The sequence below is a fragment of the Rahnella sp. PD4 genome, from assembly GCF_049199325.1.
Taxonomy (GTDB): Bacteria; Pseudomonadota; Gammaproteobacteria; order Enterobacterales; family Enterobacteriaceae; genus Rahnella; species Rahnella perminowiae.
In genome coordinates, this window is the sequence record NZ_JBLZQF010000010.1 from 38,956 (window position 1) to 63,154 (window position 24,199).

At 49.7% G+C, this 24,199-nt stretch carries 20 protein-coding genes and 3 pseudogenes; 14 read left to right on the forward strand and 9 right to left on the reverse strand.

The genetic code is table 11. The features are described from left to right. Window positions 1-87 precede the first annotated feature (87 nt). From ACOZIO_RS20495 to ACOZIO_RS20520, 6 genes are all read left to right on the forward strand, one after another. Window positions 88-2,274: a 3-hydroxyacyl-CoA dehydrogenase NAD-binding domain-containing protein gene (locus tag ACOZIO_RS20495; RefSeq protein ID WP_421595646.1), complete on the forward strand. Its 2,187-nt coding sequence runs from the start codon at window positions 88-90 to the stop codon at window positions 2,272-2,274. A 10-nt stretch (window positions 2,275-2,284) separates the two neighbouring features. Then, window positions 2,285-3,448 (forward strand): acetyl-CoA C-acyltransferase FadA, encoded by a 1,164-nt coding sequence (fadA, locus tag ACOZIO_RS20500; protein WP_421595647.1) that lies wholly within the window; start codon window positions 2,285-2,287, stop codon window positions 3,446-3,448. A gap of 151 nt (window positions 3,449-3,599) precedes the next feature. Then, the gene (locus tag ACOZIO_RS20505; RefSeq protein ID WP_421595648.1) at window positions 3,600-5,123 is read left to right on the forward strand and encodes an ABC transporter substrate-binding protein; all 1,524 of its coding nucleotides are present in this window, start codon (window positions 3,600-3,602) and stop codon (window positions 5,121-5,123) included. A gap of 1 nt (window position 5,124) precedes the next feature. After that, the gene (locus tag ACOZIO_RS20510; RefSeq protein ID WP_129950993.1) at window positions 5,125-6,054 is read left to right on the forward strand and encodes an ABC transporter permease; all 930 of its coding nucleotides are present in this window, start codon (window positions 5,125-5,127) and stop codon (window positions 6,052-6,054) included. 1 nt (window position 6,055) lies between these two features. Further along, window positions 6,056-6,919, forward strand: coding sequence for an ABC transporter permease (locus ACOZIO_RS20515; RefSeq protein ID WP_421595649.1), 864 nt, complete (start codon window positions 6,056-6,058; stop codon window positions 6,917-6,919). A gap of 5 nt (window positions 6,920-6,924) precedes the next feature. Further along, window positions 6,925-8,562: a dipeptide ABC transporter ATP-binding protein gene (locus tag ACOZIO_RS20520; protein WP_129950991.1), complete on the forward strand. Its 1,638-nt coding sequence runs from the start codon at window positions 6,925-6,927 to the stop codon at window positions 8,560-8,562. Between the two features lie 179 nt (window positions 8,563-8,741). On the opposite strand, the gene ACOZIO_RS20525 is transcribed toward ACOZIO_RS20520, so the two are convergent. After that, complete coding sequence (locus tag ACOZIO_RS20525) at window positions 8,742-9,749, reverse strand: hypothetical protein (RefSeq protein WP_421595650.1); 1,008 nt, start codon at window positions 9,747-9,749, stop codon at window positions 8,742-8,744. A 239-nt stretch (window positions 9,750-9,988) separates the two neighbouring features. Then, entirely contained in the window at window positions 9,989-10,864 is an 876-nt protein-coding gene (locus tag ACOZIO_RS20530) for a LysR family transcriptional regulator (RefSeq protein WP_421595651.1), read from the reverse strand. Window positions 10,865-10,994: 130 nt separating this feature from the next. On the opposite strand from ACOZIO_RS20530, the gene gstA reads away from it, so the two are divergent. Further along, on the forward strand, window positions 10,995-11,606 hold the full coding sequence (gstA, locus tag ACOZIO_RS20535; protein ID WP_129950989.1) for a glutathione transferase GstA: 612 nt from the start codon (window positions 10,995-10,997) through the stop codon (window positions 11,604-11,606). Window positions 11,607-11,613: 7 nt separating this feature from the next. Here gstA and ACOZIO_RS20540 read toward each other — a convergent pair whose 3' ends face one another. Together ACOZIO_RS20540 and ACOZIO_RS20545 are read right to left on the reverse strand one after the other, a co-directional pair. Further along, window positions 11,614-11,736, reverse strand: coding sequence for a hypothetical protein (locus ACOZIO_RS20540; RefSeq protein WP_258453513.1), 123 nt, complete (start codon window positions 11,734-11,736; stop codon window positions 11,614-11,616). Between the two features lie 150 nt (window positions 11,737-11,886). Continuing rightward, window positions 11,887-12,660 (reverse strand): AraC family transcriptional regulator, encoded by a 774-nt coding sequence (locus ACOZIO_RS20545; RefSeq protein ID WP_129950988.1) that lies wholly within the window; start codon window positions 12,658-12,660, stop codon window positions 11,887-11,889. A 117-nt stretch (window positions 12,661-12,777) separates the two neighbouring features. Here ACOZIO_RS20545 and ACOZIO_RS20550 point away from each other — a divergent pair, with 117 nt between their 5' ends. From ACOZIO_RS20550 to ACOZIO_RS20560, 3 genes and pseudogenes are all read left to right on the forward strand, one after another. Further along, window positions 12,778-13,503 carry a type 1 glutamine amidotransferase gene (locus ACOZIO_RS20550; protein ID WP_421595652.1) on the forward strand — a complete coding sequence of 242 codons (726 nt, stop codon included), beginning with the start codon at window positions 12,778-12,780 and terminating at the stop codon, window positions 13,501-13,503. 415 nt (window positions 13,504-13,918) lie between these two features. Next, window positions 13,919-14,461 (forward strand): DUF3916 domain-containing protein, encoded by a 543-nt coding sequence (locus ACOZIO_RS20555; protein ID WP_112198288.1) that lies wholly within the window; start codon window positions 13,919-13,921, stop codon window positions 14,459-14,461. Window positions 14,462-14,740: 279 nt separating this feature from the next. Next, window positions 14,741-14,857 (forward strand): annotated as a pseudogene (locus ACOZIO_RS20560) (IS3 family transposase); the annotation flags it as partial. Between the two features lie 40 nt (window positions 14,858-14,897). On the opposite strand, the gene ACOZIO_RS20565 reads toward ACOZIO_RS20560, so the two are convergent. Beyond that, a complete protein-coding gene (locus tag ACOZIO_RS20565) occupies window positions 14,898-15,248 on the reverse strand; it encodes a hypothetical protein (protein ID WP_129952602.1) in 351 nt (116 codons plus the stop codon). Between the two features lie 755 nt (window positions 15,249-16,003). On the opposite strand from ACOZIO_RS20565, the gene ACOZIO_RS20570 reads away from it, so the two are divergent. The 3 genes and pseudogenes from ACOZIO_RS20570 (at window position 16,004) to ACOZIO_RS20580 (ending at window position 19,715) form a co-directional block, all read left to right on the forward strand. Continuing rightward, a complete protein-coding gene (locus ACOZIO_RS20570; protein WP_421595653.1) occupies window positions 16,004-17,278 on the forward strand; it encodes an HlyD family secretion protein in 1,275 nt (424 codons plus the stop codon). Further along, window positions 17,271-18,709: pseudogene (locus ACOZIO_RS20575) on the forward strand (ABC transporter transmembrane domain-containing protein). The gene ACOZIO_RS20570 and the pseudogene ACOZIO_RS20575 overlap by 8 nt, the downstream one beginning before the upstream one ends. Before the next feature lie 337 nt (window positions 18,710-19,046). Continuing rightward, window positions 19,047-19,715 carry an ATP-dependent Clp protease proteolytic subunit gene (locus tag ACOZIO_RS20580; RefSeq protein ID WP_129952600.1) on the forward strand — a complete coding sequence of 223 codons (669 nt, stop codon included), beginning with the start codon at window positions 19,047-19,049 and terminating at the stop codon, window positions 19,713-19,715. Between the two features lie 75 nt (window positions 19,716-19,790). Here ACOZIO_RS20580 and ACOZIO_RS20585 read toward each other — a convergent pair. Together ACOZIO_RS20585 and ACOZIO_RS20590 are read right to left on the reverse strand one after the other, a co-directional pair. Continuing rightward, window positions 19,791-20,959 (reverse strand): annotated as a pseudogene (locus tag ACOZIO_RS20585) (IS3 family transposase). 139 nt (window positions 20,960-21,098) lie between these two features. Continuing rightward, the gene (locus ACOZIO_RS20590; RefSeq protein ID WP_129952599.1) at window positions 21,099-21,500 is read right to left on the reverse strand and encodes a winged helix-turn-helix transcriptional regulator; all 402 of its coding nucleotides are present in this window, start codon (window positions 21,498-21,500) and stop codon (window positions 21,099-21,101) included. Between the two features lie 85 nt (window positions 21,501-21,585). Between ACOZIO_RS20590 and ACOZIO_RS20595 the strand changes: the two genes are divergently transcribed. Continuing rightward, on the forward strand, window positions 21,586-22,521 hold the full coding sequence (locus ACOZIO_RS20595; RefSeq protein WP_421595654.1) for an aromatic alcohol reductase: 936 nt from the start codon (window positions 21,586-21,588) through the stop codon (window positions 22,519-22,521). Window positions 22,522-22,840: 319 nt separating this feature from the next. Here ACOZIO_RS20595 and ACOZIO_RS20600 read toward each other — a convergent pair whose 3' ends face one another. After that, window positions 22,841-23,350 carry a GrpB family protein gene (locus ACOZIO_RS20600; protein WP_129990888.1) on the reverse strand — a complete coding sequence of 170 codons (510 nt, stop codon included), beginning with the start codon at window positions 23,348-23,350 and terminating at the stop codon, window positions 22,841-22,843. A 150-nt stretch (window positions 23,351-23,500) separates the two neighbouring features. Further along, entirely contained in the window at window positions 23,501-23,953 is a 453-nt protein-coding gene (locus ACOZIO_RS20605; RefSeq protein ID WP_421595655.1) for a hypothetical protein, read from the reverse strand. Between the last annotated feature and the right edge of the window lie 246 nt (window positions 23,954-24,199).

The window sequence follows — 24,199 nt, forward strand, 5'->3', positions numbered from 1 at the left end:
ATTAAGCCGAATAAAGGCTCAGCAAATACTGTGACGATTAAATCCTTGTCGCTGGCTTTCTTTCACCCGAATAAATGAGGTGTAAAAATGCTTTTTCATGGCCGTGAAATGACCGTTAACTGGCTGGATAATGGGTTAGCAGAGCTGGTTCTGAATAGCACCGCAGCCAAAGTTAATACCATGAATTCCGTTTTCTTTGAGGAACTCTATGCAGCATTAACTATAGCTCGCAATCATAATGAAATTAAGGGGCTATTAATTCGCTCGGCTAAAAATAACTTTAATCTCGGTGCCGATTTGTATGAATTACATAGTTTGCAATATCGGCAGGATAATAGCCTCGACGTCTGGATCAACAACGCTAATAAATCGTTAGACTTACTTAATTATTTGCCCTTCCCTACGCTTGCGGCGATTGACGGCGCGGCACTGGGCGGGGGCTGTGAACTGGCGCTGGCCTGCGATTTTCGCATCGCCACACCGGCTTCAAGTCTGGGCCTGCCGGAAGTGAGCCTGGGTCTCATTCCGGGCTTTGGCGGCACAGTGCGACTTCCCCGTCTGGTGGGGGTCGATCATGCCCTGGAGCTTATCACCACCGGCCAGTCTTCTGATGCCGACCGCGCCCTGAAACTGGGCCTGATCGATGCCAGGATCGCTCAGTCGCAACTCCTGAGTGCGGCGACACATATGCTGACCGGTGCTTCGCAGGGTGAATTGGACTGGCGGGTCGCACGGCGTGAAAAACAGGCCCCGCTGCGCCTGAGCACAACAGAGTCTGTTATGACATTCTTCCATGCGTCTGCAGGGGTAAAAAATTCGGTACAGAAGTATAAGGCGGCCGCGGTTGCTGCTATCAGTACTGTCGAGTTTTCAGCCTCCCATGCCCACCGCGAAGCCTCAGACGCCGAACGCCAGCAGTTTCTCAGGCTGGCGCGCACGGACGAAGCAAAGTCCTCTATCGGGGCGTTCCTCAGCAAAAGACAGGTCATCAGACGGGCAGAAACGCTGGCGGCATATGGTCAGCCTGTTGAACAGGTCGCGGTACTGGGCTCCGGGATTATGGGTAAGGGAATCGCTTATCTTTCTGCTTTGCATGGCGTACCCGCGTTGATACACGCTAACAGACCGCAATCCCAGCTCGCTGCGCTGGATGCTCCTAAAAAATGGCTTAACCAGCTTCTGGCGAAAAATCAGATTGACGGAAATCACATGGCCCGCGTGCTGTCAGACATACGCGTAACAGCAGGCTATAAAGGGCTTGATCTGGCCGGGATAGTGATTGAATCCGTGGTAGAGGATAAAGCGGTAAAAGCCCTCGTGCTGGCCACGGCAGAGCAAAACATTGCCCGGGACACCGTGCTGGTCACCAATACCTCAACGTTTGGGGTTGGTGAACTGGCACGCGGACTGACACGACCGACGCAATTTTGCGGCCTGCATTTCTTTAATCCGGCGCAGCGCATGCCGCTGGTGGAAATTATTCGCAGTGAAAACACCTCGGATGCCACGCTGGCAACCGTGGTGGCCTATGCCAGGAGGCTGGGAAAGACCCCCGTGATCGTCAAAGACAGGCCGGGATTCTTTATCAACCGGGTGCTCTTCGCTTACCTGAGCGGTTTGCTGATGCTGGTGCGTGATGGCATCAGCTTCCGCCATATTGACCGGGTAATGGAAGATGCCTTTGGCTGGCCAATGGGCCCGGCATGGTTGCTGGATGTTATCGGGATCGATACCGCACACGCCATTTTTAAACAGCTTTCTGCCGCCTGGCCCGAGCGTTTTAACGCCGATACCACGGCAATTATTGATTTTCTTCACGCACATCAGCGTCTGGGAGAAAAAACAGGACAGGGATTTTATCGCTATCAGCAGGACAAGAAGGGCCGCAGCCAGCGTGTGGCAGATAAAGATTTTGAGACGAAGCTGGCCGCACTGCAGTCTCCCCCTTTGCCGCTGAGCGAAGATGACATTATCGATCGCATGATGATCCCGATGGTGAATGAAGTTATCCGCTGCCTTGAAGAAGGCGTGATCGGCTCCGCTGCTGAAGCAGATACCGCATTGATTCAGGGGCTGGGGTTCCCGGTTTATCGCGGCGGTGCATGCCGTTATGTCGATACCCGGGGTACGGCAAACTTTAACCGCGCGGCCCGGCACTTTAGCGCGCTGGGTGGCCTCTATCAGTTACCTGCATTGCTGCTTTCCCCTGCTCACCAGAGCGCACCGTTTTATCCTCATCCCACCGCCGATGCTCAACGCAGCGTACTGGCATAAGGAATATTCAATGGAAAATGTCGTTATTGTAGATGCGATCAGAACGCCGATGGGCCGCGCCCGTGAAGGTGCATTTCGCCATGTCCGCGCAGAAGCCCTTTCAGCACATGTGATGCGCGAGCTGCTGGCCAGACAACCCGGACTGTCGTCAACAAACATTGACGATATTTACTGGGGATGCGTACAGCAAACGCTGGAGCAAGGATTTAATATCGCCCGTAATGCGGCACTGCTGGCGGAAATACCTCACACGGTGCCTGCGACGACGGTGAACAGGCTTTGCGGTTCATCCATGCAGGCGTTACATGATGCCGCGCGGGCCATCATGGTTGGTGACGCCACTCTTTGTATCGCCGGGGGGGTTGAACATATGGGCCATGTTCCGATGACCCATGGCATTGATTTTCATCCCGCCCTGAGTAAAACCGTTGCCCGTGCGGCAGGCAACATGGGGCTCACGGCGGAGCTACTGGCAAAAATGCATAACATCAGTCGGGAAATGCAGGATGAATTTGCGCTGCGTTCCCATCAGCGGGCCGCACATGCAAGTCTTAAGGGGCTTTTTGACGCAGAGATCGTGCCTACCCACGGTCATGATGCTCATGGCGCACTGGTTCGCCATCAAAAAGATGAGGTCATCCGCCCGGAAACCAGCCTGGACAGTCTCAATAATCTGCGACCCGTTTTTGATCCTCATACGGGAACGGTCACTGCAGGGACGTCGTCGTCACTGGCAGACGGCGCATCAGCAGTCTTACTGGCCAGCGAGTCGTATGCACATGCACATGGCCTGCCTGTACGCGCCCGTATACGTGCCATGGCGGTGGTGGGCAGTCAGCCTTCAACCATGGGTTACGGCCCCGTTCCGGCCAGCGAATTAGCACTGAAACGCGCCCGGCTATCCATCGAAGATATCGACCTGTTTGAGCTTAATGAAGCCTTCGCCGCGCAGGTGTTGTCCTGCATTAAAGGGCTGGGCCTGCTTGACCAGATCGACGACAAGATTAATCAACATGGCGGCGCCATCGCACTTGGCCATCCTTTGGGATGCACCGGAACCCGCATTACCACCACATTAATCAACCTGCTGGAACAGCGTGACAGGCAATTTGGCCTCGCCACGATGTGTATCGGGCTGGGCCAGGGGATTGCCACCGTTTTTGAGCGCGCCTGAATCAGGGTATGCGGGAAGCGCAGATCCGTATGCATTCTTCCATATTCTCAAATTAGATATAAATAGCATTTTTTATTACTTTTATGAGCATCTTCAACTTTGTAGGGTGAGGTCATACCCTCAGAGCCTGAATACCCCGGAGCAAGGAATAATGAAAACAAAAGCGGCAGTAGGATTATTATTAGCGGCACTGGTCGCAACGGCCCACGCAGCAGAATCGCCTGTATCGGGCGGGACATTAAATGTCGCCTTAGGTAGCGACACCCCTATCATCGATCCTTCCATTACCGGTTACTCAGTCACGGCCTTGATCACCCGTAATGTCGTGGACTCGCTGGTAGGGCAAGCCGGGGATAACCGTTTTACCCCGTGGCTTGCCTTGCGCTGGGAGATTAACGACAATCACACGCAATATACCTTCCACCTGCGCAAGGACGTGACCTTCAGCGACAAAACCCGGCTGGACGCGCAGGCGGTTAAATATAATTTGGATCGCATCCTGGATCCCAAAACTACCTCAAGCTATGCGAAATCGCTGCTTGGCCCGATCGACAGCATCACCACACCGGATGATTTTACCGTGGTGATCCACTATAAGACGCCGTTTGCGCCACTGTTGCAGGGTCTGAGTCTGCCTTATCTCGGTATACAATCACCGACCTATCTGAAGAACACCCCAAATACCAGCAACACCGTCGTGGGATCGGGGCCTTTTATCCTTAAATCCTTCGTCAAGGGCAACGGCAGCCAGCTGACACGCCGTGATGATTATCAATGGGGGCCGGGCTACGCGCACCATCAGGGTCCTGCATGGCTCTCCGCCATTAACTTTAAATATCTGCCGGAATCCTCTGTCCGATTGGGCGCGTTAACCAGCGGGCAGGTGCAGGCCATTGATGCCGTTCCTCCCGCCAATGTCCGTGCACTTCAGCGTAATCCACAAGTCAGTATTCTGACCAAAGAAAATCCGGGCATTCCACGGGTGTTGTACCTCAATACGTCTAAAGGTCCGTTCAGCGACGTTAACGTCCGGCAGGCGTTTCTGCATGCGGTCGATCCCGCTTCTGCGGTAAAAGTCGCTTTCTTTGGTACGCTGAAACCTGCGGATAGCGTGCTGGGGCCACAAACACTTTATTACGACGCTAACGCCCGCGTTTCCGCAGCCCAGCCTGCAAAACAACTCAGCCCGGGGCAGCCGTTGACCGTGCATTTTCTCTATGACCCGGCATCGACCGAAAGCGCGGATGTCACCCTGTTCCAGGCCATCCAGTTCCAGGTGAAGAAGGCCGGTTTTAACCTTCAGTTTGATCCGGTTGACAGTGGTATCTTCAGCGCGCGTACCGCCAGCAACGACTACGATATCGTCTCGAATTTCTACGTGCGCGCCGAACCGGATATTCTGCGTACCGTTTTCCACTCAGCCTACATCCCACCTAAAGGTGCCAACTACAGTCACGTTAATGCACTGGACGATAAACTAACGCTGGCAATTGGTGCTCCTGATGCACAACGGAAACAGATATACAGTGATATCCAGCGCCAGGTGATTGATCAGGCCTATGTCGTTCCGCTGTACATACCGGCGTATCAGTTGGGGATCAGCAAAAAAGTCCAGGGTATCAGTTGGGCTACCAACGCTAAACCTAACTTTTATGATGCCTGGCTGAGCAACTGATATGGCAAAAATTGTCCTGCACCGCCTGCTCTCCATTATTGCCGTCCTGTGGGGAGCGGCCACGCTGACGTTTATAGCTATCAAACTGATACCTGGCGATCCGATACTTATCATGAGCGGCGGCGAGAACGTCGTTGATGATGCCTGGCGCGCAACGATGACGGCGAAACTTGGGCTGGACCAGCCTCTCTGGGCGCAGTATTTGCATTATTGCGGCCAGGCGCTGCTGGGCCATTTCGGTGAGAGTTTCCAGTTCCGGGCACCGGTAACCACAGTCATTACTGCCGCGCTGATACAGACCCAGACACTGGCAGGTTGCGCGCTTCTGCTGGCGGTATTACTGGCTACGCTCAACGCTCTGGCGACCTCCGGGCGCTGGTGGCCACTGCGCGCACTGTTCTCCGGGTTGGAACTTTGTCTGCTGAGTACACCGGTCTACTGGATTGGTATTATTCTGCTGAGCATTTTCAGTTTCCGCCTGAACTGGTTTCCGGTAACGGGTAACGACGGCTGGGTTTCGCTGGTGCTTCCGATTATCGCACTGAGCCTGCCACTGACAGCCATCCTCAGTCAGGTGCTGCGTGACGGTCTGGAAGAGGCCCTGCAACAGCCGTTTGCCATGACGGTTCGTACCCGTGGCGCGGGCGAGACGTTGCTACGCCTGCGCCACGGACTGCGTCATGCATCGCTTGCCGCTTCTACACTGACCGGTACCATGCTGGCGAATCTGCTCAGCGGATCCATCCTGACCGAAACTGTTTTCGGCCGCGCCGGGTTGGGTAAAATCACGCTTCAGGCCATTGCCAGCCGCGATATGCCGCTTATCCTTGGTCTGGTAATGCTTTCAGCATTGTTATTTATCGTCATAAACTTGCTGATGGACGTGATTTATCTGTTCATCGATCCTCGTCTTCGTAACAGGTCATTCTGATATGAGTAGCGTTCCGGCCCTTATCCTTAACCGTCAGCGTGACAGATCGCGCCCGGCGCACCCGTTACTCACGTTAAAAAGCCTGCTCCCGGCAATAGCCATTGTATTGCTGGTGCTGATTGCCATTGCACCGTACTGGTTTACCCACAGCTTGCCGGATGATATGGACATGGAGGCCATATTGCAGCCGCCTTCGCTACACCATTGGTTCGGTACCGACGCGCTGGGACGTGACGTTTACACCCGCGTGATATACGGATCAGCGTTGTCGCTGAGTATTGGTGTTGGCGCCACCCTGATTGCGGGCTGTGGCGGGATTCTGCTTGGTGTAATCGCCTCATTGGGGCCCCGTCCGATACGGTTTATGGTGGTGCGCCTGCTGGATATCCTGCTGGCCTTCCCGGAACTATTGCTGGCATTGCTGGTGATCGCCGTACTGGGGCGCGGCCCGTCCAATACGCTGCTGGCAGTGGGTTTATCGGGTATCGCGGGGTATGCGCGGCTGCTACGGTCACAGATCCTCCAGGTGCGACTATCGGGTTATGTGCAACAAGCCATCGCCCTCGGCGAAACGCCTTTCACCATCATCATGCGGCATATTATTCCCAACTCGCTGCGCCCGTTGCTGATTGTGTTAACCATCGGCATTGGTCAGGCTGTCCTGAGCGCGTCTGCGTTGAGCTTTCTGGGCCTGGGGGTGGTGCCGCCTACCGCAGAATGGGGGGCGTTGCTGGCTGACGGCCGCGACTTTCTCGACATTGCGCCATGGATAAGCCTGCTGCCCGCGAGCGTGGTGGCGCTGTCGGTGATTGCGCTCACACTGGCCGGCCGCCGCTTGCAAACAATTGCATCAAAAGGAGCGTAACCATTATGGAGAACAACCGTCCTGTTAACCCGCTGCTGGAGGTATCGCATCTCACGGTAAGTTTCGCGGATGTCGAGGTGGTCAAGGGACTGTCATTTAACCTGTATGCGGGTGAGATCCTGGCGCTGGTCGGGGAATCCGGTTCGGGTAAGTCGGTCACCGCGCGCGCACTGGTTGGGCTGGCAGGTGAAAAAGCCAGCGTTGACGCACAACGACTGCGACTGACAACAGCGGATGGCAAAGCACAGGATCTGCTTGCCTCAGGAGATCCTCAGTGGAAAGCCCTGCGTGGTAAAGAGATTGGTTTTGTCTTACAGGATGCACTGACATCTCTCGATCCTTTACGCACCATCGGGCAGGAGGTGGCAGAGGCGCTACAGTTGCATCGGCGTGTGCCACGACGGGATATTGATCGCCAGGTCGCCGGGCTGCTCACCTCCGCAGGCATTCCTGACCCCCATCATCGTATGCAGCAGTACAGCCATCAGCTTTCCGGCGGCCTGAGGCAGCGCGCCCTGATAGCCTCCGCACTGGCAGCGGGGCCACAGATGCTGATTGCAGATGAACCCACCACTGCCCTGGATGTGACGGTACAACAACATATCCTCCTTTTGTTTCGCCAACTGGCGGATCGCGGGCACGCGGTATTGTTGATTACCCACGATCTGTCCGTCGTGTCACAAATCGCCGATCGCGTACTGGTGATGCAACAGGGTATCGGTGTTGAACAGGGCGAAGCAGCCCGGGTTTTAGCGGCACCACAGCATCCCTATACACGGAAACTATTAAGTGCTATTCCCGGCGTTCATACCCGTCACCGCTGGCTTTCAACATCGGGCAACGTGCCCGATCCCAGGATGAAGGCGGCTTCTGAACAGGTGGTGCTTCGTGCCGATCGCCTGTCACTGGCTTATCCCCGTGGTGATGGTTCAACACACCAGGTTCTGAAGCAGGTCTCTCTGTCGCTGCGCCGGGGAGAGACATTGGGACTGGTCGGCGAATCAGGATGCGGGAAAACGACACTTGGCAAGATTTTACTCGCGTTGCAGTCCCCCCACTCCGGTGAGGTCAGGCTTAACAATCAGGCCTGGAGCAGCATGTCTGAAAAACAACGTCGCCCGTTGCGGGGGCGAATTCAGACTATCACACAGGACCCGCTTGGCTCGTTCAACCCCCAGTACACAATTGGGCAAATCATCCGTCAGCCATTAAAGCTCATCCCAGGTCTGAACCGGGAAGAGATAGAGAATAAAATACTGCTGCTGATGAAGCAGGTAGGGCTGTCTCCTGAATTACTGACACGTCGCCCGCAGACACTCTCAGGTGGGCAGCGGCAACGTGTGGCAATAGCCCAGGCGCTGGCCTCTGATCCTGATATCATGATTTGCGATGAGCCAGTTTCAGCACTGGATGTCACGACCCAGGCGCAGGTTTTGGACCTGTTGAAAACCCTGCAACACCAGTTGGGCCTGGCCATTCTGCTAATCTCACATGACCCAGGCGTAGTGCTCCATATGAGTCATCGCGTCATCGTTATGAAGGATGGAGAGATTATCGAAACCGGGGAGGCAGAGGCATTGATCACGCAGCCCAAGCAGGATTACACCCGGCAATTATTTACCGCAATAAGTGAAACAAAATGAGTCCCGTTCGCTACGGGAATATCTACGGCGTCGGGTTAGCAGTGGGATAAGTGATAAAACGTGTATGAAAATATAGCGGGAAACTTACTGGAATAGCGGATAAAGTCGTCAATACGATAACGGCCTTGCTCATGCAGAGCATAATTTACATATATTGCATCATATTATTAGTGACAGTGTCACGTACGTTTTCCTAAGTCGGCCAATGCGTACCTCCCTCGTTCAGATACTGATAGCGATGTATCTGATGCCAGTATTTTTGCCAGTCTGAATGCTTCATCTCCAATATGATCTAATTCCTTGATTAGCATTTCTCCTGCTATACGCCGAACAATAGGTGAACGGTCAATGGTTGCCATTTTTAAATTCTCAAGAAAAGGCCTTTTGGTATCTATTATTCGCTCCTTTAAAACAGGAACGCTGCGTCTTATGCCATATGCTTTGTCAATCCACTGCCATGTCATTCCCTCAGCCCAAACGAATTTGCTTTCAAACAGACAACGATATGCTTTTGCTCGCAGGGTGGGTTGAACCGATGATTCTGCAATCTCTGTCAGAAAGGCGTCTAATGCATTTATACGACCGGCTTGCATAAATACAGTGGCAACAGGTCCCGATGTGGAATAAATAAGCCGTTTTTTAAGAGACTCGGTTACTTTCTCCATTAAAATAATTTTCATCAGAATATCTTTTTCTCTATCACCCATTCTCCCCCATGAATTCCAGTAGGGGAGTGTTATAAACAAGACATCAACGATAATCTCCGGGTCTGAACATTCAGCGATTAATGGTAATACATCACGTGCAGCCTCTCTTACCTGAGGAACCCAGTCATTAAGTTTCCGGACGACCAAAGCAAATAAAAAACTATTTGGTGCTCCACCTGATAATGTCCTTAATGCTTTTTCCCGCCTGAAACCATCAGCATTACAAACATCCAGCCATTTGAGAGAACCAACCCGATAATTCTTAAATCTTGCGTATTGTGGATGAGACGTTTGAAGTGACGATGAAATTGTCCAACGGATCAAACATCCCCAGTAATCAAGGTTTTTTAATGGCAGTTTCGAGCTTGCAGCAATAAACGTTGATATATCCGGTCTGATAACCTGATACAAAACATCAAAGGTAAGTGATTTATTTACAGATGTCATAACTTCCTGTTGAAGGCTATCCTGCAGTTGCATGCGCTAATTTCCCCTGAAAATTTTATAGCTGCCAGATCTTTTTAAAGTAGCGATAGCGTAAAGTCAACTCGCGTTTGCCCGCTTACTATTTGTCAGCACATATATATCAATCCTTGAATATATTATCAGGACGTTAATTCATGGCTGTCGGCAAGCAGCTCGTGTATTTCCCTGGACGACTATGGTCCGGAAAGGATCACACTGACCCAGTACTCTTTGTTGATAGGATAGATAGCTAATCATCCTCCTTTACGCAGCCCTTGCAGTAATGCCTGCGTCGCACCGGAAGATTTTCCAGATGGCGAACATACGAGACAAAATTCACGGTGTATAGAAGGTGTCACCGGTACCACGCACAGGCCCCGCAATTCATCTGGCAGGGCAGATTCAGGCACCAGCGCCACCCCCATGCCTTCACGCACCAGCATGCAGGCGCTGACCCAATCCCGTACTTTTACGCGTACATCGGAGAGGTGCAAGCCTGCCTGCTCCATCAGGCTTTTTCCATTAACGACACATCCGCCTGTCGCGAGAATAAAGGGTTGGTCGGCCAGTTCCTCTAGCGTTATGCCATGCGCCCTTTCATTGCGCCCCTGCAAATGATGGGATGGCATTACCGCTACCCACGCATCCTGACCCAAAACCACGTCTGCTCTTCCCGGTACAGGGTTCATCACCACACCCAGTTCAACAGTGTCTGCTGCAATCCATTCCTCCACTTCCTCATCCGTACCTTCCAGTACCACCACTTCTGTGCCCGGATGCAGGCGTTTAAAGTCGCGCAGCAGTCCAGGAAGAAATGTGGAAGTCACTGAGGGAAAACTGGCGAGGCGAATCCTTCCGCCATATAGACCGCGGCTCTCATCAGCCAGCACGCGGATCGCATTCAGGCTCGCAAGCATTCTCCTTGCCTGTTCAATAACCTGCTCACCCAGTGCGGTGACGCCGATGTGCCGACGCTCCCGCGTGAACACCGGGAACCCAAGTGAAGCCTCTAACTGGGCGATAGCCTGACTGGCGCCGGACTGAGTCATTCCTACCTCTTCAGCGGCGCGTGAGATATTACTGGCATCCGCAACGGCTACCAGTAAGCGCCAGTGCACAAGATTCATCATGCGTATCAGTAGCTCATCTAATAGTTAATTTGTTAATCATTAATTTTACAGCAGGAAACACATTACGCACAGTGTGTTCAGGAACGCACAGCACATTGTTAAACAGCTTTTCAATTTTATCGGAGAGATAATGAAGCTTTATTACGCCCCGGATACCTGTTCGCTTTCACCACACATCGTTCTGCGTGAACTCGGGCTTGAATTTGAACTGGTTAAAGTGGACAACAGAAGCAAACTCACCGCTGACGGACGTGACTTCCGTACCATTAACCCTAAAGGTTATGTCGCCGCACTGGAACTGGACAATGGCCAGATACTGACCGAAGGTCCGGCAATTGTGCAGTACCTCGCTGACCTGAAGCCGGAAAGAGGGCTGGCACCGCGAGCGGACAGTTGGGCGCGAGTGCGCCTGCAGGAGTGGCTAAACTTTATCACCACTGAAATACACGCGGGATCCGCACCGCTTTTCAACTCAACACTGCCTGAAGACGTCAGGTCGATTTTTCGTGAAAAACTCTTCCGGCGGTTCGATTTTCTGCAGGATACGCTCAATGAAAATGCCTATCTGACGGGCCCGTCGTTCAGCGTTGCTGATGCTTACCTTTTCACCGTGCTGGGTTGGTGTAAATTCTTTTCCATCGAACTGAATCGCTGGCCTGTATTAACGGCCTATAGGGAAAATATTTATGCCCGTCCTGCCGTGCAGGCGGCCTTACTGGCAGAAGCCTCTCAGCTGGCGTAGAAATTGGTCACATCGGCAAAAGATAACCTTCCGGCAACCCGGTATCGGCTCTTTCCGTGACAATCCGGTAACCGGCAGTGGGTACCGGTTTGATATTTTTATTCTTTTTGTTTTCCTGTTTTTGCAGCATGCAGAATATGTATGCTGCATCAGTCAACTGGCAGTGCCGTTATCAGCGTCGAAGTCCAGAACGTGGCCAGAAAAAGGGCTGCAAGCACCGACGCGGTGGCATGGATCTGACGCTTCATCATTTGTGCTCTGCCAGGGATTTTTCATGAAATTACGGCAAAAAATTACGGGGTGTGGAATCCAAAATGGCACGAAAAGCCGCTGTAAATGCGGCCGGACATGAGAATCCAAGCTGGTAAGCGACCTGCTTAATGGGCATGCCATTGGCGAGAAGATCTAACGAAGCACAAATCCTGGCTCTTTGCTTCCAGGTTCTGAAACTGAATCCTGTATCCCTGATAAACAGTCTCGAGAAGGTACGTTCAGACATTGTGGCGATATGAGCCAGCTCACTAAGCGACGCTTCCCAGCGATAGCTGACCATTATCTCTCTGGCTGCACAGAATAAGCGCTCATCACGGGGCATAGGAAGTTGCGCAGTTAAGGGGGTTGCCTCGCTGAGGATCTCCAGAAGCAACAGGGCCATTTTCCGTTGACCCGCTTCGCTATAGTCCTCACTGAATAACCCGGCTATCAATTCTTTCACCAGCCCGGTAGCGGTAATGACGTGCACGTGCTTACTCTTCGTAAAGTTCGTGCATTCAGCGATAAGGTTGCTGCTGAAATAGATGGCGCGCAGGTCTGTCTGCGATAGCAGGTTATAACTGTGGATCTGAAGAGGCGGTATCCATAACGCGCGCTGAGGAGGTATTACCCAGCGGTTTCCCTCCGTTTCAACCAGCATAACTCCCCTGGTGGCAAAGAGCAGTTGTCCTTCAATATGATAATGAGGAGGATCAGCTTCCCCGCGTTGATAGCATATGGCGGTGCCTGACCAGCCTGTGGCGTCATCGTGTCTTGGCGCTTTATCTATACTACCTGGCATTTCAGATTCAGCCCCTGCAAGTATGATAATCAGGTTGAAACATCCAGTCTGGAACAATATTGGCTGGGTGAGACGTAAAAAAGAAGATTATCATAAGTTTGACAGGAGCATATGCCAATGCGAGTACACTTCATCGTACATGAAAGTTTTGAAGCACCGGGGGCCTATGAAACATGGGCAAGAGTACGGGGTCATGACGTCACTTTTTCCCGTGTTTATGCAGGTGAAAAGCTCCCATATGATGCTCATGGCATCGATTTATTGATTGTCATGGGTGGACCACAGGATCCGGCCGTGACCCTTGAAGAGTGCGCCCATTTTAACTCAAAAGCTGAGCAGGCTTTAATTGCTTCGGCCATAAAGTCTGGTAAAGCCGTCATTGGTATTTGCTTAGGTTCTCAGCTGATTGGTGAAGCGCTTGATGCCCCGTTTGCCCCCAGTCCAGAAAAAGAGATAGGTAAGTTCCCGATTTTCCTGACCGAGGCGGGCAGTAAAAATGAGATGTTTACCCATTTTGGCGCAACGCTGGAAGTAGGTCACTGGCATAACGATATGCCGGGCCTGACGGCTCATGCTGAAATTATCGCCTACAGTGAAGGGTGTCCGCGTCAAATCGTGGCTTATTCCGATTTAGTTTACGGATTCCAGTGCCATATGGAGCTTACCCCGGACGTGGTTGAACGGCTGATTGCCCATTCCGCGAAAGACCTGAACCGGGCCGCAGACTATCGCTTCGTCAATACCGTGGAAGAGCTGCGTACACATGATTACAGTGAAATGAATAAGGTTTTGTTCACTTTTCTCGACAAACTTGATGCGCGATACAAATCGACAAAAGCATGAAATAAAGTCCGGAGCTTTCCTTTTGCGGGCTATTTTACTCACGAAAGATTTTGCAGCGGCCGTTCCTGGCACAGGCTGTGTGAAAACCCTGACCAAAAACTGAAGTGCGCACGTCTACGCAAAATCTGGAATTGATCGACTGGTTAGTAGAGCCGAATTTTACGTATGAGCGCGGTTTTCAGCTCTGTTTTTGGCATTTTCAGCGGCCAAAAAAGTTTTCACACAGCCTGGGCACGAAGCAGACCAGTGTGAGGTTCGTTAGGTCCGCTGCGAGCGAGGAGCGGGCATAAATTCTCGTAAGCCGATTGCAGTACGTTAAATTGCAGACGTAACGATAAGCTGAACAACTTAGGATAGAATGCTCTTGTGTAGGAGCACAACGTGAACGTTTGAGCAGCTAATAGGTAAATTATTCATGAGTAGGCGACTTAACAGAGATCATCGAACCAAAGTCAGAAATATTCCCCGACGCATAAAAGCTCTTAATCGTTGGGCTGGTACTTTTCATAGCCCTGAACGTAGCATTTTTTCAGAAGATGAGCATTACTGGAATTTCAAAATTCCAGTAGAAATTAATCTCATTCAGGGAAAATACAGCACGATTAAAACCAAAGCAGCTTGTGCACAAGCTTTAATTAACGCATGTTCAAACCTTATAACGGCCACTGTTGGTATGAATTACAGTCCGCGGATTACCGCTGTTGTATGTCTTCCGGATATGTTTACAAGTGAGGTCTGTCTTTATCGCTCCGAAGAATATTATCAAGGCTTCATAACTGAAGATCGTTCTGAGAATGGTGCTTCTTCTTTGATCAAAGATCGTAGCCTTGCTGCTGAGTGGGGACTCGTTCTACCAGCTAACATACAGGAAATAGGTATCACACTCGAATATTATGGAAGCGAGGACCGGGATGAATGGTTCACGGGAGAACGCTGGTATTATGGTCAGGTGACTTAAGAGAGTTGCTTTCATTTGATTGGAAATAAAACTCCTATAAAAGGAGATTCTACTTTTGTCTAACGTGCATTCCTGGCACGTAGCGGATGAGCTAACGAAGCTGGAGGACCGCTATGAGCGAGGAGCGGACATTGCCGCATAATAGTCTGTACAAGGGGTTTGGGCTTCGGGCAGTTTGGAGAACGGATATTCTTGTACTTTGAGCGTATTTTTTAACCAATCGAAGAGCGTAAGGAATTGATCTGGCATCAATGGCTATCGCTTTTAAGTTCTTAAGGCTGGTTGAGTCCTTTTATGTACGACGCGCTGACATGTGGCCAACGTTTTCGGACTTCGAACGTCGTGGATGATTTTAACAGCCAGGTTTTGTCTATCGAAAATGACCAGAACTACCCTAAAGTCGTTATTACTTCTGGGTAGTTTTTATGTAAACTATTTACCAATGGCACTGACCATTGACACTGTTGGCATTAGAGTTGCCGCCAAACGCTCCACCATTATTATTCGAGCCTCTGTCCCTGCAGCCAATATAACCTCCAATGGCTCCTGATATACCGCCATAAACAGCACCTTCTCCGGCCCCTGATATTGCACCAGCTGCTACACCAACGGGACCGCCAGCCAATCCTGCTACTCCACCTCTTATTCCATTCGCGACTGCTCCGCCTGCGGCACCAGCGATCCCACCTTTTACTGCTGCTCCACCGCAATGTCCACCTTCATAATTGGAATTAGCATTTCCTCCGGAAACAATGCTAATTTCCTTTTGTGTAAGCTCTCTTAACATTTTATTTATCCTTAATTGGTATTATTTTAGAAGTGATAAAATTAGATATAATTACAGCTACAGCTACAGTCAAAAAAATCACTAATATTGGATGCGAAATATAAAAAACAGTTCCAGAAAGGCAATATATTACCAATGATGTTATTGAAGCACACAAAATAAGCCTCAATAAGCTATTCTTAATAAGAAGAATCATCTACCAGCCTCATCATCATTAAGTAAAAATCCCAACAGTATGTTGGTGATTATTTCTCAGCTACTCGTTTACTTCTCCGTGAAAGCTCCCAAATAGTTATACGCTCAAAAGTAAGCTCTTTGTCAGTTTTGTTTTATTTTGTTACATTTAATCTCATTTTCTTAATATTTAATTGATAAGCGTTATTTTTCTCGTTTCTCTTTGCCCTTCATGCTACGAGAACAGTAGGTTTTTTAAGATACTGTAATTTATAACTAAAATCTCTTTATTCACCCGATATTTTTTGAAACTGTTAATCTTTTTTTTGAAGTATGTTTGTTGAGTAAAGTTATCTAACAAAACAGGAGTACAATCCTTCACTGGAAACAGCCTGCATCAACCTAAGCTCGATGGTTGGCCTTCTTATATTGTCACGTGTGATAAGTCATTAATCTTTCGATGAAAATAGAGGGTTAGAAGATCAAAAGGACTGATGAACAAACGCTTGCCGGAGCAATATAATGTCATGGCATAATAAACGTGACGCATCACATACCAACTCGCTAAGGAAGGGCAAACCGTGTTTCGCCAGGAAGCGATTGATAGTCAGAAAATGAAATGGCGTGGTAGAGCGCTACTCCTCCCCGGAATTCCCTTTTGGGTCACAGCATCCTTATGTCTTTTATTTATTACAGTCTTCCTGACCTGTGTCATCACCGTAAACTATACCCGCAGAGTCAACGTCACCGGAGAGATTAGTACCTATCCGCGCGTGGCAAACGTCTATTCCGGAGTTCAGGGAGTGATTGTTAAAGAATTTGTTACTGAAGGGCAGGTAATCAAAACGGGCACGCCTATTTACCAGATTGATGTGAGTAAAAGTACGCGCCGCGGCGTGGTCAGCGACAACCAACGCCGTGATATCGATAACCAGCTTGAGCGCATTACACAAATCATCAGCCGACTGGACAGCAGCAAAAAAGACACAGTCGAGATGCTGGAGAAACAAAAGGCACAATATACCGTTGCTTTCCAGCGCTCCACCGACATACTGCGGCGCGCCGAGGAAGGACTCCGTATTATGAAAGAGAATATGCAGAACTATCGGCAATATCAGACCAAGGGGCTTATCAATAAGGATCAACTCACCAATCAGGTGGCGTTGTATTACCAGCAGCAAAACAATCTATTGGGTCTCACCGGCCAAAACGAGCAAAACTCTCTGCAGATCACCGCTTTGGAAAGTCAAATCCACACACAGGCCTCAGAATTTGATAACCAGATTTATCAAATGGAACTACAACGCTACGAACTGCAAAAAGAGCTGCTGAATATCGATGCCGGCGGAACCATCATCGTCCGTGCCCTGGTTGACGGTCGCGTCGACTCCCTTAGCGTCACGGTAGGGCAAATGGTTAACGTCGGCGACAGTTTGCTGCAGGTTATCCCACCCTACATTGATCATTACTCTCTGGTACTTTGGGTACCTAATGATGCTATTCCCTATATATCCCCAGGGGACCGAGTCAACATTCGCTATGAGGCCTTCCCTTCTCAGAAATTTGGGCAGTTCGCCGGCACGGTGTCAGTGATTTCCAAAGCACCGGCGTCACCGCAGGAAATGCTGACCTATCAGGGCGCCCCCAAACCCGCGCTGACCTCTGCAGTCCCTTACTACAAGGTGATTGTCAGACCAAAAAAGCAGACCATTATGTATAACGGTAAACGCCTGAACCTTGAAAACGGTATGAAAGCGGAGAGCACACTATTTTTGGAAAAAAGAAAGATATATCAATGGATGCTATCACCGTTCTACGACATGAAACACAGCGCGTCGGGACCGGTCAATGAGTAGGCTCTCTGTCAAAAAACTGCTCGGCCAGCTCGACATCCGGCTGCGACAACGCGTCCCGCTAGTTCATCAAACTGAATCCTCTGAATGTGGTCTCGCTTGTCTGGCGATGATCTGCGGCCATTATGGCAAGAACGTCGATCTGATTGCGCTACGCCAGCAGTTCAACCTCTCGGCGCGTGGCACCACGTTGTCCGGATTAACCGGTATCGCCGAACAACTCGGTTTGTCCTCACGCCCCCTGTCACTGGATATTGAAGATCTCAGTGCGCTAAAAGTGCCGTGCATACTGCACTGGGAGTTTAACCATTTTGTCGTTCTGGTGAGCGTCAGGCGTAATCACGTGGTCATACATGACCCGGCCAGAGGCCGAAGGACCATCAACATGGCGGAGGTGTCGCACAGTTTCACCGGCGTGGCACTCGAAGCCTGGCCAGGCGCTGCATTCAAAGCAGACACTGTGCAAAACCGGCTCAGTCTTAGCACGCTGATGGGAAGCGTACACGGCCTCAAAGGGACGCTAGGCAAGATTTTTTGTCTGTCAGTGGTGATTGAAACCATTAACCTTGTGATGCCGGTTGGTACACAACTGGTGATGGATCATGCGATCCCTGCCGGCGATCGCGGACTGCTGACCTTAATCTGCGCGGGGTTGTTGTTCTTTATTCTGCTGCGGGCGGCAGTCAGCATGGTGCGTTCCTGGTCCTCATTGGTCATGGCGACACTCATCAACGTCCAGTGGCAATCCGGGTTGTTCAATCATTTGTTGCGACTGCCCCTGGGGTATTTTGAACGCCGTAAACTGGGGGATATCCAGTCGCGCTTCAGCTCGCTGGATACATTGCGCAGCACCTTCACGGCCAGTATTGTCGGTGCCATTATGGACATTATCATGGTGGTCGGCGTGTTCGTGATGATGATTTTGTACGGGGGCTGGTTAACCTGGATAGTTATGGCCTTCACAGCCCTATATGTACTCCTCAGGCTACTGACCTACGGTTATTACAGGCAACTGTCAGAGGAGTCTTTAGTAAGAAATGCCCGCGCCGGTTCCTATTTTATGGAAACCCTGTACGGGATCGCCACAGTCAAAATGCAGGGGATAGCAGAAAGACGCAGTGCCCACTGGCTCAACCTCGAAATCGATACCATCAATACCGGGATCCGGGTGACTAAGATGGACATGCTATTTGGCGGCATCAACACCCTTGTCTCAGCCTGTGACCAGGTGGTCAAAAACAACGACTGTTCCTTGCTCGGGCGATTTACAAGAAACCTGCAGTCTTGTTCTTAGATGAGGCTACCAGCGCCCTGGACAAAGAAAGTGAGACTATGGTGAATCTCGCGATCAAAACTTTAGACATCACAAAGGTAATCATTGCTCATCGAGAGACGACGATAGCTTCGGCAGACCGGGTAATTTATCTGGAATGAGGATTTCAGCGTTGCGCTCACACGCAAAATAGCGTTAAAAATCTTCGTTTCATGTAGTATCTTTGCTTTTAACTTTTCAAAAACACACACGCGTACGCAGGAACCGGCAATGGAAGTGGGCAGTCATTACCTAAACATTTTTCCCTTTGCCTTTTATGATCATCAGTCCTGCTATGCGTTGAGTATTTTGTTTATCTTTGCCGTGTGCAGCAAACTGATCGCGTTTTTAACAAATAGCCCAGTGAAGAGTTTTATAAAGATAGTTAGGTATAATTTATTGGTTTTCATCCTAGCGGTTATCCGTTGTGAATACCCATTTAACTAAGAAACTTAAAAAATGAGAAAAATATTAATAGCATTTATTGCAGCTATTGCCTCTACAGGTGTGAATGCAAATGTCGTTTCTATCCGGGGTGATACGGTAACAAACGGTGAGGTTAACGAAGTCGGGGTTTACTTTAACGGCTTAGTAAATAATCAAACAGTGACCTGGTTGATATCCTCGCTTGCGGATGTCCAATCAAACTATCGCAACGTAAAGAACATTGACCTTTACCTTAACAGCGACGGTGGAGATATGGATGCAGGATACGTAGCATACGAGGCTCTTCGAAAAACTCCTCAAAAGCTGAGTATTATTAACGCTTCTATGACAGGGTCAGCAGCCACGATGATTTACTGCGCATCGAGTGACCGCTACACCATGCCCATGGCGAGATTCATGTTGCATCCCGCTGCATCGGGTTATGAAAAAGTAGACTATATGAAACCTGATCAGGCACAAAGGATCTTGGAGGAAGATGACAGTTACAACGCATTGTTGCGAAAGGTCTACACATCTTGCACAAAGCTTACTCCTGCTGAATTGGAGAAAATAACAGCTTCCGAGTCCGGACGCGTTATTTATAGCGCAGAGCAGGCAGAGAAAAATGGTTTAGCCAATAAAGGAGTAAAGGATAGCCACAGTTACCCGTTGACATATTTCATTACGGACTTTCAGAGTTAATTATTCACTACCTGAGCCGTGTCTTTATAACGGTTTATAGCTAATTCTAGCTAATGGGAAACTGTATTGAAGTGGTCAACAAAAACTGGCCACCGCGTTAGAGTTTTTCCAGTATCGATTTTCTGATTCGTTTGGTGGCAACCCACCGTTATATTCGTGCGGCCTGAGTGCGCTGTAATATTCAACGATATAGTCCGTTATGGCGTGAGTCGCATCGCTGAAGCTTACGTAACCTGTCACTGGCACCCGTTCGTTTTTCAGACTCCGGAAGAAGCGTTCCATTGGGCTATTATCCCAACAGTTTCCACGCCGGCTCATACTCTGTCTGATCCGGTAGCGCCACAGTAACTACCGGAACTGCCTGCTCGTATAATGACTGCCCTGACCGCTGTGGAACATCACTCCTGCGGGCTTACCCCGAGTTTCTCATGCCATTTCCAGTGCTTTCATGGTGAGTCTACTGTCCGGCGAGAACGACATTGCCCAGCCCACTGGCTTTCTTGCAAACAGATCGAGAACAACAGCGAGGTATGCCCAGCGTTTGCCTGTCCAGATATAGGTCACATCACCGCACCACACCAGGTTTGGTTCTGTTACGGCGAACTGTAGCTCAAGGTGATTCGGGATAGCAACGTGTTCATGACCACCACGCTTATACCGGTGAGTCGCCTGCTGGCAACTGACCAGCCCCAGTTCTTTCATGAGCCTGCCAGCAAGCCAGCGCCCCATCGGGTAGTCTCTCTGCGTTGCCATTGTGGCGATGCTTCTTGCTCCGGCCGAACCGTGGCTGATGCCATGCAGCTCAAGTACCTGACTTCGTAACACAGCCCGTCTGCCGTCTGGTTTTTCAGGACGGTTTTTCCAGTATTTATAGCTGCTGCGATGAACCCCAAACACATGGCAGAGAGTGGCCACAGGATAACGCGCTCTGAGTTTCCCGATTATCGAGAACTGTTAAGGGAGTCTGACATCAAGAGCGCGGTATCCTTTTTCAAAATTTCGTTTTACATTTCAATACGTTGTATCTTTTTCTTCAGCTCGCGTATTTCGATTTTTTCCGGTGTTATCGGAGAGGATTTTGGTGTTTTGCCCTGACGCTCTTCACGCAGTTGCTTGACCCATTTTGTCATCGTGGAAAGACCGACATCCATAGCCTTAGCGGCATCAGAGACGGTGTCGTTTTGACCGACAACCAACTGAGCGGATTCGCGTTTGAATTCAGGACTAAAATTTCTTCTTTTCATTGGAGCACCTGTGTTTAGCGATTAGCAGCCATAACCGCATTTTTTCAGGAAGACAATATGGTGAACAGCCTGCTTTGATTAGAGTTTCAACATTCATAAAGTCCTCTAGCCTCTTTCTGCCAGTCTGTCACCTCAACATTCAATCACCGTCGTACTGTGCTCTTGCTACCCGGAAATAGCTGGCGGATGTGATAATCCAGGACCATAAAGGTAACATCCGCAGAAGCATTTCTTTTCCCATATCTGTAATCGCATAAACCACCCGGGGCAATTTTTCCTCGTAATCATAGCGGGATATAAGCCCGTCCCGCTCCAGATGGCGCAGTGTTCGCGTCAGCATTCTTTGAGTGACATCCGTAAGGTAGCGGCGTACCTCTCCATAGCGAAGAGGTCCGTTGGTACCGAGAATATGCAGCACGCCCAGCGACCAGCGATTACCTGCATGCGCCAGGATCTCACGTTTTAGGCCCTCATCATCGTTGCTTAATTCCTCACAGAATTCCTTTGAAAATTGCAACAGCGCTTCCCGTTCAGATTTCATATCACCTCCAGTATCATGTGTGTGCCTAATTGAACCAGGCCATGTCAGGTGTCAGGATGACGTTTTAATACAACAGGAAGCAAGAATGAATTCCGAAAAAAAACCGATACATACTGTTCTTGTACTCGGAGCAGGAGAGCTTGGTATTCAGGTATTGAGAGCGATGAGTAATAAAGCGCATGAACATACCCATGTAAAAATTAGCGTGTTACTCAGAAGTGAAGCCGCTCATGCCGTTTCTGGTTCACGCAGGGCACGGCTGGATGAACTGATGAAGCTTGGAATCGCTGTGGTCGAGGGCGACCTGCAGGAAAACAGTATTGATGAGCTGAGTGAGCTATTTGGTTCTTTCGACGCCGTCATCAACTGCAGTGGTTTTGTCGGCGGGCCGGGAACGCAGATAAAGATTACGCAGGCGGTATTGAAAGCGGCTGTAGTCCGCTATTTCCCATGGCAGTTTGGCGTTGATTATGACGTTGTCGGTAAAGGCAGCGGACAACAAGTCTGGGATGAACAGTTTGAAGTTCGCCACCTTCTACGCCAGCAGAACGCGACAGGGTGGGTCATTGTATCTACAGGTATTTTTACCAGCTATCTGTTCGAGCCCGGCTTTGGTGTGATTGACGCACAAAGTAAAACTGTCTGTGCTCTGGGAGACTGGCAACATGCGGTAACGCTGACCACACCTGAAGACATCGGCCAGTTGACTGCAGACATTTTCTTCTATCAGCCCACTTTCCGAAACGAGATTGTCTATATTGCAGGTGATACCCTGACTTATAGTGAACTTGCTGATTTAATGCGTGCCTACTGGGGCACTGAAGTAAACAGAACATTACTGGACGGGAAAAAGCTTCAGGATGATGTCCAGCACAATCCTCAAGATGTCGGGGCAAATTACCGACTTGCTTTCGCGCGGCCTGACGGAGTGGCCTGGAATAAGAGCAATACTTACAATCAACGTAAGGGAATTGCAACTACAACGGCCAGTCAATGGCTTGCAAAACAGCATGGCATGTAGCACTTCGGTACTGTTAAAAGCACAACCTTAAGCGGTGCATACCAAAATCAGATGCCGACGTTGTTAATATATTGCTCTTTGTTTTCAGCGCAAAAAACATCTGGCAGTTTTGCTGACAAGGCGATTTGCCCACATATCCCAAAAAGGCCAGAACTTAAAGTGTTAGCCCTAACATACTTAGGGCGTGCCTTTGCCTTGGTTCAACGTTTCAATGTCTGCTTTTGGCACAGAGCGGCCTGTCCAGTTGCCTGTCAAGTCCGCTATGAGCGAAGAGCGGACATACCACCACATCATGCATTTGTGCTGAAAGTAACTTTTGTTATTTGTAGTCTCTAAGTGCCAGCCGGAGATGATGAGCGATAAAGTCGGCTTTAAGAGTACTATAGAGAGGAATATTATCCTCACTTGCCAGTACTGCAGCATGCTTTATCTCAGCATACTCATCAGCTTCTTTCTTGTTTTTTCTCAAATAATCGCGGAACGCCAGATGTTTTACTATTTGAGGATTGCCTACGCCAAAAGCATGAACGTGATGACTACGGTGCTCTTCTCCTTTAGTGAAATATCTTCGATTTGAAATTCCATTTTCACCACGAACGCAGTATCCGGCACGCTCCATTGCAAAGTTTAATTTATCCAGCTCATCCAGATCATATACCTCCAGCAATATATCTATGATTGGTTTTGCTGATAGCCCCGGTATAGACGTACTGCCAATATGATGAACCTGTGAAATTACCTTCCCCAGCGTGTTCTGTAATAAGCCCCTTTCAGCCTCATATCGGGTATGCCATTGCTCTTCATACTCCACAACAATGATCCTACGCATTTTTTACTCCGGTTAACTTCTTTGAGGTTTTACTAAACCATCATTTATGTTGATAGCATGATTTGATGTCCGCTTCTGGCCGATTTCTGCTTGTCACGACCGACAGCTATGGCCGACTGTCGCCGGTCAAGCCAGCGGCCTTGTCGCTATTTAGGAGCCATTTGGTGTGGAGTGCAAGAATTTACCGCCTTTAGCTTCAACTACCGAGCGAACGGCCTCGGCGTCTGATTTCGAGCCGATAAATGCAAGTTGTAATTTAGGAAGCATAGTTGATGTGTTACTTAAAGCTGCAATGGCTGAGTTAGCTGCAAAAGAACTATTAGTTCCTGAGATGGCGACACGAACATCAGCTTTGCTTGCAGGGGCAATTATTTGGTAGATGCTTGAAACAATTGGAGAGTCTAAACCCGCACTTCCGATAAGGGCGGATGCCATAGCTCCGGAGATACCGTTATTCGCTGCGGGAACCCAAACTAAATTGAATTTTTGCTGATCAAATAAAATCGCCGCAGATCGTGCGGCTTGCTGCGGCGATTGGCTCCCAGTTGAAGCACATCCTGCTAATGTAAATAATACAATTATGAATGCCAAAATATGTTTCATGGTTGCTCCTAATTATTTATTAGGCGACATCACTGTCGCAGATTTGCTGAATGCATGTCGTATAACTTTCCATAGCGACACATTACCTCATGATCAGCCTAAAGGGTGATTTTGTAAGCGCGACAGTGATGGGTGGATTATCACTGATGCATTGATGGACTGTCCACTGTCTGCTTCTGGCACACAGCAGACAAACACGTAAAGCTGAAGGTCTGCTGAGAGCGAACAGCGGACAAAATAGTAATA